Origin of the sequence: Brevundimonas sp. NIBR11 (genome assembly GCF_027912535.1) — a bacterium.
In the GTDB taxonomy this organism is placed as follows: Bacteria; Pseudomonadota; Alphaproteobacteria; order Caulobacterales; family Caulobacteraceae; genus Brevundimonas.
The window spans coordinates 962,878-977,675 of the sequence record NZ_CP115465.1; the positions used below are offsets into that span (position 1 = coordinate 962,878).

Below are 14,798 nucleotides of genomic sequence, written 5' to 3' on the forward strand. Positions count from 1 at the left end.
ATGGAGGGTAAGCCGTGAGCCAGTACGATCCGAACATCGACCCGAACGCGACCATCGAGCGCGTGGTCGTGACCGAGCCTGTCTATACCGAGACGGTGGTCGTCCGCCGCGAATCCAGCACCGGCTGGTGGATCGCGGGCGGCCTGGCCGCTGCGGTCCTGATCGCTGTGCTGTGGATCCTGTCGTCGCGAGGGCGGGACGACGAGACCGAACTTGCGCTCGCGCAGGCTCAGGCGGATGCGGCCGCAGCGCAGGCGCGCGCCGATCAGGCCGTGGTCCAGAGTCAGATCGCCGGAGCCCAGCAGAGCGTCGATATCGCCCGCATGAACGCCGCCCGCGCCCAGGCCGACGCCGCCCGCGCCACCAGCGAAGCCCGCGCCGAGATGGCCCGCGCCGCCACCTCCACACCGGCTCCGGTCGTCATCACCGTCCCGGCTGCGCCCGCACAACCCGCCGGCGGCGCGGCGGTGATCACCTCGACCACGCCGCAGAACTAGATCCGCGCCTTCGCCCCCTCCCAATCGCCGGGAGGGGGCGCTATGGCTGCGTCATGCGCCAGTCCTTCGACGAAACCACCTCGCCGTCCTTCGGGGCGAAGCACCTTCCGCTCGTGCGCGCCGCCATGGCGCAACAGGGATTGGACGGCTTCCTGGTCCCGCACGAGGACGAGCATCAGAACGAATATCTGCCCGCCGCCAACGACCGGCTGGCCTGGCTGAGCGGCTTCACCGGCTCGGCCGGCGCGGGCGTGGTGATGAAGGATCGGGCCGCCGTCTTCGCCGACGGTCGCTACACGGTTCAGGTCCGGGCCCAGGTCGATGCGAACCAGTTCGAAATCCTCGATCTCGTCGAGGGCGGCGTGCCCGCCTATCTGGAGAAGGTCCCGAGCGGCGCCGTCATCGGCTATGACCCGCGCCTGCACAGCCCCGATGCGCTCGCCACCCTGAAGCGTGCGGCGGCGAAGGCGGGGGCCAGCCTGAAGGCCGTCGACGGCAACCCCGTCGATCAAGCCTGGGCCGAGGCCCGTCCCGGCCAGCCGCAGGCCCCCGTCGTGCCGCACGAAGATCGCTATGCGGGCGAGACGAGCGCCTCCAAGCGCAAGCGGATCGGCGAGGCCGTCGCCGCCGCCGGAGCCGACGCCGTCGTCCTGACCGCGCCCTCGTCGATCGCCTGGCTGTTCAATGTGCGGGGCGGCGACGTGATCCGCTCACCCCTGCCGCTGGCCCAGGCCATCGTCGCGGCGAACGGGACGGCCATGCTGTTCCTCGACCCGGCGAAGGTCACCAACGAATTGCCGGGCTGGCTCGGCGACGACGTGACCCTGATGAACCCCGCCGAACTGGGCCAGGCGCTGGAGGGGATGAAGGGCTTGAAGGTCCTGATCGACCCGGCGCAATCCTCTGCCTGGTATTTCGACCGGCTGGAGCTGGTCGGGGCGACCGTGGTGCGCGGCATGGACCCCTGCGCCCTGCCGCGCGCGGCCAAGAACCCGGTCGAGATCGAGGGTTCGCGTCAGGCCCACATCCGCGACGGCGCGGCGCTGGCGCGCTTCCTGCATTGGGTCGATACGGTCGCCCAGGTCGAACTGCCCGACGAGCGCGGCGTCGTCGAGGCGCTGGAGCGGTTCCGCGAGGAGACCGGCGCCCTGAAGGACCTCAGCTTCGACACCATCGCCGGGGTCGGGCCGAACGCCGCCCTGCCGCACTACAAGCCGGTGACCCGCACCATCCGCAAGATGGAGAAGGGCTCCCTGCTGCTGGTGGACGGCGGCGGTCAGTATCTGGACGGCACCACCGACGTGACGCGCACCCTGGCCATCGGCGAGCCCTCGGCGGATCAGCGCCGCATGTTCACCTTGGTGCTGAAAGCCCACATCGCCATGGCCGTGATCCGCTTCCCGGTCGGCACCTCGGGGCATCAGCTGGACGCGCTGGCCCGCGCGCCGATGTGGATGGCGGGCTTCGACTACGACCACGGCACCGGCCACGGCGTAGGGTCGTATCTGGGCGTCCACGAGGGGCCGCAGCGGATCGCCAAGGCGGTGAACTCGCAGCCCCTGCTGACCGGCATGATCCTGTCGAACGAGCCCGGCTACTACCGCGAAGGCCATTGGGGCATCCGTATCGAGACGCTGCAGGTCGTGACGGCGCCCGAGCCGATCCCCGGCGGCGAGCGGCCGATGCACGGCTTCGAGCAGCTGACCTTCGCGCCGCTAGACCGGAAGCTGATCGACGTCAGCCTATTGACCGCCGACGAGCGCGCCTATGTGGACGCCTATCACGCGGAGACCTGGGCCAAGGTCGGGCCGCTGCTGGACGGCGAGGCGAAGGCCTGGCTGGAAAGCCAGTGCAAGCCGCTCTGACGACCTTGCGCGTTGCGAGGTGAGATCCAATTTCAGGGTCTCACCCATTGCAGGAGATCGCCCCATGAAGACCCGTCGTCTCGGACCGAGCGGTCCCGAAGTTTCGGCCATCGGCCTGGGGTGCATGGGGATGGCGTCCTTCTACGGCACGCCGTCGGACGAGGCGCAGGCGACGGCGGTGATTCACCGCGCGCTGGAGCTGGGCGTCACCTTCTTCGACACGGCCGAGATGTACGGCCCGCACACGAACGAGATCCAGGTCGGGAAGGCGCTGGCCGATCGGCGGGACAAGGCCTTCGTCGCCACCAAGTTCGGGATCGGCTGGAACGAGGACCGGACCGCGCTGAAGGTGGACGGATCGCCCGCCAATGTCCGCCGCGCCATCGAGGGCAGTTTGACCCGCCTCGGCATGGACCATGTCGATCTCTACTACCTGCACCGCGTCGATCCGGACACGCCGATCGAGGAGACGGTCGGGGCGATGGGCGAACTGGTGAAGGAGGGCAAGGTCCGCTTCCTCGGCCTGTCCGAGGCGGCCCCGGAAACGATCCGCCGCGCCCACGCGACCCATCCGATCACGGCGCTGCAGACGGAGTATTCGCTATGGTCGCGCGAGCCGGAGGACGAAATCCTGGCGACCGTGCGCGAACTGGGTATCGGCTTCGTGCCCTACAGTCCTCTGGGGCGCGGCTTCCTGTCTGGCGACATCAAGTCCATCGACGACCTGGAGGAGGGTGATTTCCGACGCTCGAACCCGCGTTTCATGGGCGAGAATTTCCAGAAGAACTTGGACTTGGTCGAGGCGGTGAAGGCCATCGCCCATGATCGCGGCGTCACGGCGGCCCAGCTGGCCCTGGCCTGGGTGCTGGCCCAGGGCGACCACTTGGTCCCGATCCCTGGCACGCGCCGGATCGCCACCCTGGAGCAGAACGCGGCGGCGACGGACATCACCCTGACGGCAGAGGACGTCGAAGCCATCGAGACGGTCTTCCCGAAAGACGCCGCCTCAGGTCATCGCTATGCGCCTGCAGCCCAGAGCGCGCTGAACCGCTAGTTCAGCGCAACTCCGCCTGTGTGCGCCGAGCTTGTCTCAGCGCACCCGCGTCCAAGTCTGGGTGCGGCAGAGCGGCGCCACGACGCAGCCGCGCAGATTGAGCGTGTTGGCGTTCGTCATCGTGATGGTCCCGCGATAGGTGCGGCCGTCGGCGGGATTGTAGACCGACCCGCCGCGCCACTCCGTCGGCCCGCCGGTGAAGCCGGTGAGCATGGGCAGGTTGCGCAGCGTCCGGGTCCGCAGAGCGCGGTTGGAGTTGTTCTCGTCCAGCGCGGTGGGATCACGGCGGATATGGTCCGAGGTCACCAGCGTTCCGCACAGGGCCTGGCCGCAGCGGGCGATGCGGACCTGTCCGCCGTTGGTCGGGGTCTGCCACAGACCCGTCGGATCGGCCTGCTGGGCCGAGGCGGGGGCGGCGAGGGCTGTGGCCGCCAGAGCGGCGAGGGCGAGGGTGCGGATCATGAGACGCTTACTCCGATTGGGTCTCGTTTGGTGAACGCCGATCAGGCGCTTTTCGTGGCGCCGCTCAGCCGCCGATGAGCGCCAGCCATTCGTCCTCGGTCAGGACGGCGACGCCGTGCTTCTGGGCGTCGGCCAGCTTGGACCCGGCGCCCGGGCCGGCGACCAGATAGTCGGTCTTCCTGGACACGGAACCCGACACCTTGGCGCCCAGGCTTTCGGCCCGGGCCTTGGCCTCATCGCGGGTGAAGCGTTCCAGCGCTCCGGTGAAGACGACGGTCTTGCCGGCGACGGGGGTGTCGGATTTGGGACGCTCAGCGTCCTCGATCGTGTCGAGCTGTTCAATCAGGTTGGCGACGACCGCCTGGTTATGCGGTTCGTGGAAGAACTCGGCGATCGCACGGGCGGCGACGGGACCGACGCCCGAGACGCCGGCGATCTCGCCAAGGGTCGCTGAGGGGCCGTCTTCGCGCGCGATTCGGGCCATTTCGACGATGCTGGTCCAGTCGGTGGTCAGCTCGGCGAGCGCCCGGCGGGCAGGGGCGGCCACGCCGGGGAAGGCGAGGGCCAGCTTCTGGTCCAACGGGGCCTCGGGCCAGGGATCGGCGAGCGACAGCTCGGCCGCCGCCATGACCGACAGGGTGCGGGCCGAGACGCCGTGGCCCTCGGCCAGTTGTGTCCATTCGGGGGAGGGGATGCCGGAAGCGGCCTCCAGGGCGGCGGCGTGGAAGCTTTTCCAGTCGCCGAAATGGCGGGCCAGCAACAGCGACGTCTGGTCGCCGATGTCGCGGATGCCGAGGCCGAACAGCAGGCGTTCCAGCGCGATCGTGCGGCGGGCGTCGATGCCGGCGACGAGGTTCCTTACGCTCGTCTCGCCGTAACCGTCTTCCTCGCGCAGGGCGTCGAGCTTCTCGCTATCGCGGGCCAGGCGGAAGATGTCGGCCGGCTCGTGGATCCAGCCGCGCTCGTGGAAGGCGATGAGCTGTTTCTCGCCCAGACCCTCGATGTCGAAGGCGCGGCGGCTGACGAAATGCTTGAGCCGTTCGACCAGCTGGGCGGCGCAGATCAGTCCGCCGGTGCAGCGTCTCCGCACCTCACCCTCGGGCCGCACGGCCTCGGAGCCGCAGACCGGGCAGTGGGTCGGGAAGACGTAAGGCACGGCGTCGGCGGGGCGCTTGTCCGACACCACCGAGACGATCTGCGGGATGACGTCGCCGGCGCGCTGCAGGATGACGGTGTCGCCGATACGGACGTCCTTACGCTCGATCTCGTCCTCGTTGTGCAGGGTGGCGTTGCGGACGACGACGCCGCCAACGGTCACGGGGGCCAGACGAGCGACAGGGGTCAGGGAGCCCGTGCGACCGACCTGGATGTCGATGCCTTCCACCACGGTCGTCGCCTGCTGGGCCGGAAACTTGTGCGCGATGGCCCAGCGGGGGCTGCGGGAGACGAATCCGAGGCGGTTCTGCCAGTCCAGCCGGTCGACCTTGTAGACCACGCCGTCGATGTCGTAGCCGAGGCCCGCCCGGTCGGTCTCGAGCCCGTGGTAGATGGCGACCAAGCCCTCCGCGCCCTCGACGCGGGTCGAACGCGGATTGACCGGGAAGCCCCAGCTTTCGAACTTCTCCAGCGCCTCGGCTTGCGTCGTGGCGAACGGCTCCGAGGTCTCGCCCCAAGCGTAGGCGAAGAAGCTCAAGGGACGCTGGGCGGTCACAGTCGGGTCGATCTGACGAAGAGATCCGGCGGCGAAATTGCGGGGATTAGCATAGGTCCGTCGCCCCGCCGCCTCGGCCTCCGCGTTGAAGGCCGCGAAGGCGTCGTTCGGTGCATAGACCTCGCCGCGCACCTCGATCACGGCGGGCCAGCCGGAGCCTTTCAGCCTGTGGGGAATGTCCTTCAGCGTCTTCAGGTTGGCGGTGATGTCCTCGCCCGCCCGACCGTCGCCGCGGGTCGCACCCTGGACCAGAATTCCATTTTCATAGCGCAGATTGGCGGAAAGCCCGTCGATCTTGGGTTCGGCGACGAAGGCCACGACCTCGTCCGCCGGCAGGTTGAGAAAGCGCCGGATGCGGGCGACGAAATCCGTGACGTCGCCGTCGTCGAAAGCGTTGTCCAGCGACAGCATAGGCACGCCGTGGCGGACCTCGGCGAACTGGCTGTTGCGCGGCGCCCCGACCTTGTTCGACGGCGAATCCTCGCGGACCAGGGCCGGGAAACGCGCCTCGATGGCGAGGTTGCGGGCGCGCAGGGCGTCGTAGTCGGCGTCGCTGATCTCGGGCGCGGCCTCGGCGTAGAGGGCGTCGTGGCGCGCCATCTCGGCAGCCAGCCGGGCCAATTCGGCCTGGGCCTCGGTTTCGCTCAGGGATTCGACGGAGGGATCGGCCATGACGACGGTTTAAGCACTCGCGACGCGGCGGGCCAGCGGAGCGGTCGCGCTTGATGACACGAATTTAATCGGACCCGCCGCTGACGGACGGCTATTCAAACGGGACAACGTTTCGAGAATCCGCATGTCCCGCACCCTTCGCGCCGCTTCGCTGGCCTCCGTCGCCCTCCTGGTCCTCGCCGGCTGCGCGGGAACGGGGGAGACGCCGCCGGTCGCCGAGACCCCTTCGGCCGAAGCCTCAGCGACCCCGCCGGCCGACTACACCCAGTTGATGGCCGATGTGCGCATCCTGTCGGCAGACGACATGGAGGGACGCGGCACCGGGACGCCGGGCGGCGAACGGGCGCGGGCCTATATCGTCTCACGTCTGGAAGCCCTGGGCGTCGGCGCGCCGCCGGTCGGCCGCCTCCAGCCATTCGAGGCGCAGGGCCGCACCCGCGAGGGCATGAAGACCTTCAACGGCGTCAACATCCTCGGCCTGATCGAGGGGACGCGCGTGCCCGACCGCTATATCGTCGTGACCGCCCACTACGACCATGTCGGAACGAACGGCGGCCAGATCTACAACGGCGCCGACGACAACGCCTCGGGCGTCGCCACCATGCTGGAGATCGCCGCCCGGCTTCAGGCGGCCAAGCCCGAGCACAGCGTCATCTTCGTCGGCTTCGACGGCGAGGAGCGGGGCCTGCTCGGCGCCAAGCATTTCGTCCAGGCGCCGCCGGTGCCCCTGTCGTCGATCACGATGAACCTGAACTTCGACATGATCGCGCGGGCCGAGACCGACGGCTTCCTGTGGGTCACGGGCACCTATCAGAACCCGACCTTCCGCCCCATCCTGGCCGGCATCCCGGCCAATGGCGCGGTCTCCCTGGCCTTCGGCAAGGACACGCCCCAGGACACGGGCGAGAACAACTGGGTCGACGCCTCGGACCAGGGGCCGTTTCACGACGCCAACGTGCCGTTCCTGTATCTGGGCGTGAACTACCACCCCGACTACCACCGCCCGTCCGACGACTTCGACAAGATCACGCCGTCGGTGTTCCAGAGCGCGGTGGAGCTGTCGTGGGCGTCGTTCCAGGCCCTGGACAAGGCCCTGGACCGGTGATCGCGGTCGAGTTTCAGTTGCAAAGATAGGCCTTGCGTCCGGTCCGGGATCGGCGTTTGGGTCAGGGCTGCTGATCCAGAGCCGCGGAACGACCCATGACGACTGCGACCCCCGAGACGTTCGACCTCCAGCGCATTCAGAAAATCCGGAAGTGGGCCATTGGGCTCTGCCTCCTGGCGGTCGTCATGCTGGCACTGTTCACCACCACCTGGGGAGGGGACGGCGAGGCCCACGAGGCGGTCGAGGCCGTCGGCTTGGGGGCCATCGTCATCAGCATCGTCGGACGCGCCTGGTGCTCGCTCTACATCGGCGGTCGCAAGAAGGCCGAGGTGGTCGCTACGGGGCCCTATTCCCTGAGCCGTAATCCGCTCTACGTCTTCAGCTATGCCGGAGCGTTCGGGGTCGGCGCACAGACGGGCAGCATCACGATCGCAGCCCTGTTCGTTCTCATCGCCGTCGTAGTGTTCCACTTTACCATCGCCAAGGAAGAAGCCTGGCTGACCGCGGAGTTCGGAGAAGCCTATCGCGACTACATGGCGCGCACGCCGCGTTGCGGCCCGGACTTCTCGAAATGGCGCGACACCGACGAGCTCAGCATCAAGCCACGGTTCTTCCTCACGACGATCCGGGACGGCCTGGTCTTCCTCCTCGCCATTCCGATCTTTGAGGGCGTGGACTGGGCGCAGGCGGCGGGTTGGCTGCCGGTGCTGATGCGTCTGCCCTGACGGACGAAACCTGATCGCTCAGGTTCTCGAGTGGACCGGGACGCCGGCGCGTGGTCCTGTCCGAAGGAAAAGGGGAGCCCATGATGCGAACGATCATCCTGCTGACGACGACGGCGCTCGTGCTGGGCGGCTGCGATATGTTCAACGCGCCCGCGAACGGCGAGAGGGCGAGCTCGGGACCCGGCGCAACCTCCGCGCCTGCGCCCGCCGCCGGCGCCTTCTCCCACAGCCAGAGCGAGGACCTGTCGGGCTACTACATGGCCGGGGAGGCCCAGGTCGGGCCGGGCGACTTCTCCCTGACGCACCTGTTCGTGGGTCAGGCGCAGGAGTTCGGGGACTGGGAGGCGGGCGAACGCTCGGCGACGTTCGCGCCGGTGATGCTGGAGTTCCTGGCGCCCGGCGAGACGACCGAGCGGGTCCTGCCGACCAGCTATTCGGTCAGCGACGACCGCATCCGCATGACCGGGACCAACGCGAACGGCGACCGGATCGCCTTCGACGGCCAGCTGAACGCCGGGACTCTGGCCACCGCGCGCCGCAATCTGGGCGGATCGGAAGAGCCGGCGATCACGGCCACGATCCGGATCGGCGACCAGAGCTATTCAGGCGTGAAGTTGAACTGGTACGGCGGCGACTGACCCGCAAAGAAAAAGGGCGGCCCGCAAAGGCCACCCTGTTCCGCTTTAGTTGACCGTCGCCTTGACGATCTTGCCGGGGGCGCGGGGCGGCTCGCCCTTCGGCAGGGCGTCGACGTTCTCCATGCCTTCGATCACCTGGCCCCAGACCGTGTACTGGCGGTCCAGGAAGGTCGCGTCGTCGAAGCAGATGAAGAACTGCGAGTTGGCGCTGTCCGGGTTGGACGTGCGGGCCATCGAGCAGACGCCGCGCACATGCGGCTCCGACGAGAACTCCTGCTTCAGGTTCGGTTTGGACGATCCCGAGGTTCCGGTGCCGGTCGGGTCGCCGCCCTGGGCCATGAAGCCCGGGATCACGCGGTGGAAGACCACGCCGTCGTAGAACCCCTCATTGGCCAGCTCGGTGATGCGCTCGACGTGCTTGGGCGCCAGGTCGGGGCGCAGCTTGATGACGACGTCACCGGTGTCGAGGGTCAGGGTCAGGGTCTGGTCGGCCATGGGGCGCTTCCTTTTCGGATGATGGGCGGGGGTCATAGCCGCTGAGGGCCGTCGGCGCTATGTGAGGGCGATGAGTGAAGACGACAAGCCCGCACCCGCCCCCTCTCAACCGGCAAGACGCAAGATGGTTCGCCCGCCGACCGGCGGCACGGCGGCCGGCCGGGGCATGGGCACCCAGATCAAGACGGCCGACAAGAAATCGATGTCGTCCATCCAGTGGATCAAGCGCCAGCTGGCCGATCCCTGGTCGGAGAAAGCGCGCGCCGAGGGCTGGCGCAGCCGGGCGGCGTTCAAATTCTCGGAGATCGACGACAAATTCCATCTGGTGAAGAAGGGCTCGCGGGTCATCGATCTGGGCGCGGCGCCGGGCGGCTGGGTGCAGGTCTGCGTCAACCGGGGCGCGGCGGCGGTGGTCGGGGTGGACCTCTTACCCATCGAGCCGATTCCGGGCTCGACGCTGGTGCAGGCGGACTTCACCGATCCGGGGGTGGATCAGCAACTGATCGACCTCCTCGGCGGCGCGCCGGATCTGGTCATCTCGGACATGGCCCACAACACGGTGGGACACCGCCAGACGGACCACCTGAAGATCATCGCGCTCATTGAAATCGCGGCGGATTTCGCGATCCGGACCCTGCGTCCCGGCGGGCATTTCGTGACCAAGAATTTCCAGGGCGGGGATGCAGGCACCGTGCTGGCCGACCTGCGCGCCAACTTCCAGGACGTGAAATACGTCAAGCCCGCCGCCAGCCGGAAGGGCTCGTCGGAGGTCTATCTGGTGGCTTTGAACAAGCGGTGAGCGAGGTTGAGGTCCGGGCCGCCTTCGCCAAACAGGCGGCCATCTGCACGACGTCGGGCGCGCCTTTCACCGGCCGGGTCTGCGGCCTGATCGGGGAGCGGCTGGACCGATCGTCGGCGATCGGGCGGCGGGTGCTGGACTGGCCGGGCAATCCCTCGCACGAGGGCGACGCGCTGCCGCTGCGGCTGGCGGGCGGATTGCACGCTCTGGCGCGATCAGACGCTGATGCGGCCCTGAGCGCGCTCTATCCGCCGAACGCGGCCCCGGATGAAGACGCGCAGATCTGGGAAATCCTGGCGGGATCTCTCGTTTCCAACGCGGCGCAGTTGGACCCATGGCTCGACGGCCCGCCCCAGACTAACGAGGTCGGACGCTCCGGGGGGCTGATGGCCGGGCTGCTGGTGCTGGCCGAGCGGTTCGGCCTCCCGTTGGCCCTCTATGAGCTGGGCGCCAGCGCGGGGCTGAACTCGCGGCTGGATCGCTATGCCTATCGCCTCGGCGAGACGGATGCCGGGGACGCGGGATCGGCCGTGCGGCTGACGCCGGAATGGCGGGGCGAGGGGTCTCCGCCGGCCGCCGAGGTCCGCGTGCTTCGGCGCAGTGGCGTGGATCGGCATCCGCTCGATCCTACCGATCCGGCGACGCGAGAGACGCTCAGCGCCTATGTCTGGGCCGACCAGCGCGAGCGGCTGGCGCGGCTGGAGGCGGCGCTGGCGATCGCGGCGGCGACCCCCGCGCGGATCGACACCGGCGACGCGGCCGACTGGCTGGAGGCGGAACTGGCCGTCGAGCCCAAGCCCGGCCTGTGCCGCGTGGTGATGCACACAATCGCCTTCCAGTATTTCCCGCCGGATGTTCAGGCGCGGGTCCGGGCGCGGATCGAGGCCGCCGGCGCGCAGGCGACCGATGACGCTCCGGTCGCGTGGTTGACCTACGAAGCCGAGGGGGCGGGCTTCGAACGCTGGCCGATGCTGCGGCTGCGGGCCTGGCCCGACGGGCGGGACATCGCCTTGGCGCGCGGCCACCCGCACGGCGCCTGGTACGAGTGGTTCAGCGCACCACCGGCGTCAGGCTGAGCTCCATCCGGTCCAGCTCTTCCTCGAGCTGGAAGTAGGCCGCGTCGCTGATCCGGCCCGACATGCGAAGGTCGACCAGGGCCTCGCGCTTGGCCTCGAGCACGGCGCCCAGCAGCCGGTCCTGCTCGCTGAAGATGCGACCGTCCTCCGGCGAGGCCTTTTCGAGCGCCGTCATCCGTTCCGCATAGTCGGCGCGCAGGCGAGCGGCGATGGCCCCTTCGGTCTTGCTGACGTGGCCCAGTCCGGCGTCCAGCACGGTCTTTCGGGCAAGATGGACTTCGCGGGCCAGCTGCCCGTCGTCGCGGATCTTCAGCAGGCGGATCAGTGGGCCCAGCGTCAGCCCCTGGATCGACAAGGTGCCCAGCACCACCGCGAAGGTGGCCAGGAGAATCAGGTCGCGATGCGGAAAATTGTCGGGGAGGGCGTAGGCAGTGGCCAGGCTGACCACGCCGCGCATGCCGGACCAGCCAACGACCAATCCCGTCTTCAGCGTCGGCGGCGCCTGTCCGCCGGGCGGGTTGGCGCCGACTGTGCGGTTCTTGATCTGGGCGGCGACATTGTACGTCATGACCCAGGCCAGGCGGGCGGCGACCGCGACCCCCAGGATGATCAGGGCGAAGACGGCGTATTCACTGCGCTGGCCCGGTTCCAGCGCGCGCCAGATGGGACCGATCTGCAGGCCTACGATGGCGAAGGCCGTGGCGTTGAGGGCAAAGACCGCCGTCTCCCACACCGCATAGGAGGGCACGCGCAGGGCCGCCGAGCTCCGTCGGGCGCTGAGGCGGGCGGCCACCAGGCCGTAGACCACCACGGTGATGATGGCCGAGACCTGCACCTGCTCGGCGATGAGCCAGACCCCGAAGGTGAAGATGAACTGGGTCAGGATGGCCAGGGGCGCGTCTTCGATCCGACCGTTGATCTGGCTGGCCAGCCATCCGGCGGCCACGCCCAGGATCACGCTGCCGATCACCATCCAGACCAGCATGGCGACAAGGGGCCAGCCGACGACCAACCCTGCGGTCGCCGCCGTGACAGCAAGGCGATAGGTCAACAGTGAGGTAGCGTCGTTGAACAGGCTCTCGCCCTCCAGCACGACCCGGACCCGGTGCGGCACAGGGACGGCCCGCAGGACCGAAGTGGCGGCGGCCGCATCCGGAGGAGCGACGATGGCGCCCAACGCAATCGCGACCGGCCAGGCCATCGACGGCTCCAGCGCCCGCGCCGCCAGGGCGACGGCTACGACGGTGACGCCGACCGCGACGATGGTCAGGAAGATAATCGGGACCGCGTTGCGTTTGAGATCCCTCGGCGAACTGTCGAAGGCGGCATCCAGCAGCACCGGCGCCACGAACAGGGCCAGCACCAGTTCCGGATCGAGGGTCAGCTCGGGAGCCCACGGCAGGAAGGCGACGGCCGCGCCGCCCAGGGCCAGGAAGGGCGGGAAGGGGGCGTTGAGCCTGCGCGCCAGCAGCGAGAGCAGGACCGCGCCGATCAGGATCAGAAGCAGGGCTTCGAAGGCGTGCATGGATGAAGCCTACAGCCCCAAGGCTCCGCGACAAGCCGCCGCGGACGGCGTTCAGGCGGGCTGGGGTGCGCGGCGCGCCTCCCGGGCGGCCCAGATGCGGTCGTGGACGGCGAAGAAGACCATCTGCACCAGGGGCTCGGCGATGCCGATGGTCAGGGCCGCACGCCAGTCCCGCGTGATGGCGAAGGCGACCGTCACGGCGACGCAGAAATGCATGACGCCATAGGTCAGCGTCTTGACGGCGATCTTCTTCAGCGACGGCAGCCCATGCGGATGGCCATGGTGGGCGCGGGTCCGGGCCTGCTCCTCGGCGTCCATGACGTCGAGGCGGGCGGTGAAGGCCTCGGCCGTCTCCTCGATGGGCGTGCCCGCGCGACGGCGCTCGATCCGATGCCAGATGCGGTCGTGGAAGGAGTAGGCGACGGTCTGGAAGAAGGGCTCGACCACCCCGATGGCCAGGGCCATGCGCCAATCACGCGTGATGACCAGGGCGACCAGCATGGCGACGATCAGGTGCATCACGCCGTAGGAGGCGATCTTGAGCGCAAGGCTCCGCACGGACCGGGCGAGAGTGACGACCATCTGCAGGGGAGAATGTTAGCCCGGGCTGAAAGTTTCAAGTCCGACTGAAAACTTACGTGACCGGCCGTCCGCCTCGGACCGGTTGACTTCACATCCGCGAAAGAGGATAGGCGGCCCGCAAAACGGAGACTCCCATGGAGATTCGCGAAGGGCTCACCTTCGACGATGTTTTGCTTGAACCCGGTCCGTCAGAGATCATGCCCGCCGACGCGGACGTCTCGACCCGGCTCACCCGCGACATCCGACTGAACATTCCGCTGACCTCGTCCGCCATGGACACGGTCACCGAAAGCCGGCTGGCCATCGCCATGGCCCAGGCCGGCGGTCTGGGCGTGCTTCACCGCAACATGACGGTGCAGCAGCAGGCCGATCAGGTCCGCGAGGTGAAGCGGTTCGAGAGCGGCATGGTCATCAACCCGGTGACGATCCGCCCCGAGACGACGCTGGGCGAGGTTCGCGAGATCGTGGCGGCCCGCAAGATCTCCGGCTTCCCGGTGGTCGATGCAAACGGCAAGCTGGTCGGCATACTGACCAACCGCGACATGCGGTTCGACACCGATCCGAACCACACCGCGGCACAGCTGATGACCACGGGCGATCTGGTCACCGTGCGCGAGGGCGCCGGCAAGGACGAGGCGCGCGAGCTTCTGCGCACCCGCAAGATCGAACGCGTCATCGTGGTCGACGAGGACTATCGCGCCACCGGCCTGATCACGATGAAGGACATCGAAAAGGCCCAGGCCCACCCGAACGCGGCCAAGGACGAGCAGGGTCGCCTGCTGGTCGGCGCGGCCTCGACCGTTGGCGACGCGGGCTTCGAGCGCGCCATGGCCCTGGCCGACGCCGGCTGCGACGTGGTCGTCATCGACACCGCCCATGGCCACTCGGCCCAGGTCGCCCGTGTGGTCGAGCGCATCAAGCGCGAGAACAACCGGCTGCAGATCGTCGCCGGCAACATCGCCACCTATGACGCGGCCAGGGCGCTGATCGACGCCGGCGCCGATGCGGTGAAGGTCGGCATCGGCCCCGGCTCCATCTGCACCACCCGCATCGTCGCCGGCGTCGGCGTGCCTCAGCTGACGGCGGTCATGGAAGCCGCGCGCGCCGCCAAGGGCTCCGGCGCTCCGGTCATCGCCGACGGCGGCATCAAATACTCGGGCGACCTGGCCAAGGCCATCGCGGCCGGCGCCTCGGTCGCCATGATGGGCTCGATGTTCGCGGGCACGGACGAAAGCCCCGGCGAGGTCTTCCTGTACCAGGGCCGCAGCTACAAGTCGTACCGGGGCATGGGCTCGGTCGGGGCGATGGGGGCGGGCAGCGCCGACCGCTATTTCCAGAAGGAAGTCTCGGACACCCAGAAGCTGGTGCCCGAGGGCATCGAGGGGCAGACACCGTACAAGGGCCCGATTGCGCCTGTGCTGCACCAGATGGTCGGGGGCCTTCGCGCCGCCATGGGCTATGTCGGCGCCGCCACCATCGCGGACCTTCAGGACCGGGCGCGGTTCGTGCGCATCACCGGCGCGGGCCTGCGCGAAAGCCATGTCCACGACGTGATGATCACGCGCGAGGCGCCCAACTATCGGCAGGGGTAG

14 protein-coding genes are annotated in these 14,798 nt (G+C 68.7%); 9 read left to right on the forward strand and 5 right to left on the reverse strand.

Annotated features, from left to right (window positions below; all coding sequences use genetic code 11):
- Window positions 1-14 precede the first annotated feature (14 nt).
- From O5O43_RS04605 to O5O43_RS04615, 3 genes are all read left to right on the forward strand, one after another.
- Window positions 15-497: a hypothetical protein gene (locus tag O5O43_RS04605; RefSeq protein ID WP_271085739.1), complete on the forward strand. Its 483-nt coding sequence runs from the start codon at window positions 15-17 to the stop codon at window positions 495-497.
- Between the two features lie 53 nt (window positions 498-550).
- Window positions 551-2,362 (forward strand): aminopeptidase P family protein, encoded by a 1,812-nt coding sequence (locus tag O5O43_RS04610; protein WP_271085740.1) that lies wholly within the window; start codon window positions 551-553, stop codon window positions 2,360-2,362.
- A gap of 64 nt (window positions 2,363-2,426) precedes the next feature.
- A complete protein-coding gene (locus O5O43_RS04615; protein WP_271085741.1) occupies window positions 2,427-3,416 on the forward strand; it encodes an aldo/keto reductase in 990 nt (329 codons plus the stop codon).
- A gap of 36 nt (window positions 3,417-3,452) precedes the next feature.
- On the opposite strand, the gene O5O43_RS04620 is transcribed toward O5O43_RS04615, so the two are convergent.
- Window positions 3,453-3,878 (reverse strand): DUF2147 domain-containing protein, encoded by a 426-nt coding sequence (locus tag O5O43_RS04620; RefSeq protein WP_271085742.1) that lies wholly within the window; start codon window positions 3,876-3,878, stop codon window positions 3,453-3,455.
- 64 nt (window positions 3,879-3,942) lie between these two features.
- Window positions 3,943-6,261, reverse strand: a complete 2,319-nt coding sequence (gene ligA, locus O5O43_RS04625) for an NAD-dependent DNA ligase LigA (protein ID WP_271085743.1) — start codon at window positions 6,259-6,261, stop codon at window positions 3,943-3,945.
- 124 nt (window positions 6,262-6,385) lie between these two features.
- On the opposite strand from ligA, the gene O5O43_RS04630 reads away from it, so the two are divergent.
- From O5O43_RS04630 to O5O43_RS04640, 3 genes are all read left to right on the forward strand, one after another.
- Window positions 6,386-7,366 carry a M20/M25/M40 family metallo-hydrolase gene (locus tag O5O43_RS04630; RefSeq protein WP_271085744.1) on the forward strand — a complete coding sequence of 327 codons (981 nt, stop codon included), beginning with the start codon at window positions 6,386-6,388 and terminating at the stop codon, window positions 7,364-7,366.
- A gap of 95 nt (window positions 7,367-7,461) precedes the next feature.
- On the forward strand, window positions 7,462-8,091 hold the full coding sequence (locus tag O5O43_RS04635) for an isoprenylcysteine carboxylmethyltransferase family protein (protein WP_271085745.1): 630 nt from the start codon (window positions 7,462-7,464) through the stop codon (window positions 8,089-8,091).
- Window positions 8,092-8,174: 83 nt separating this feature from the next.
- A complete protein-coding gene (locus O5O43_RS04640) occupies window positions 8,175-8,729 on the forward strand; it encodes a hypothetical protein (RefSeq protein ID WP_271085746.1) in 555 nt (184 codons plus the stop codon).
- Window positions 8,730-8,774: 45 nt separating this feature from the next.
- Here O5O43_RS04640 and O5O43_RS04645 read toward each other — a convergent pair whose 3' ends face one another.
- Entirely contained in the window at window positions 8,775-9,224 is a 450-nt protein-coding gene (locus tag O5O43_RS04645) for a peptidylprolyl isomerase (RefSeq protein WP_271085747.1), read from the reverse strand.
- Between the two features lie 124 nt (window positions 9,225-9,348).
- Here O5O43_RS04645 and O5O43_RS04650 point away from each other — a divergent pair, with 124 nt between their 5' ends.
- Window positions 9,349-10,023, forward strand: a complete 675-nt coding sequence (locus O5O43_RS04650) for an RlmE family RNA methyltransferase (RefSeq protein ID WP_271085748.1) — start codon at window positions 9,349-9,351, stop codon at window positions 10,021-10,023.
- Window positions 10,020-11,099 (forward strand): DUF2332 family protein, encoded by a 1,080-nt coding sequence (locus tag O5O43_RS04655; RefSeq protein ID WP_271085749.1) that lies wholly within the window; start codon window positions 10,020-10,022, stop codon window positions 11,097-11,099. Before O5O43_RS04650 ends, O5O43_RS04655 begins: the two co-directional genes overlap by 4 nt.
- On the opposite strand, the gene O5O43_RS04660 is transcribed toward O5O43_RS04655, so the two are convergent.
- Window positions 11,074-12,624: a sodium:proton antiporter gene (locus tag O5O43_RS04660; RefSeq protein ID WP_271085750.1), complete on the reverse strand. Its 1,551-nt coding sequence runs from the start codon at window positions 12,622-12,624 to the stop codon at window positions 11,074-11,076. The genes O5O43_RS04655 and O5O43_RS04660 overlap by 26 nt on opposite strands.
- 51 nt (window positions 12,625-12,675) lie before the next feature.
- A complete protein-coding gene (locus tag O5O43_RS04665) occupies window positions 12,676-13,206 on the reverse strand; it encodes a DUF2061 domain-containing protein (protein ID WP_271085751.1) in 531 nt (176 codons plus the stop codon).
- Window positions 13,207-13,340: 134 nt separating this feature from the next.
- On the opposite strand from O5O43_RS04665, the gene guaB reads away from it, so the two are divergent.
- Window positions 13,341-14,798, forward strand: coding sequence for an IMP dehydrogenase (gene guaB, locus O5O43_RS04670; protein WP_271085752.1), 1,458 nt, complete (start codon window positions 13,341-13,343; stop codon window positions 14,796-14,798).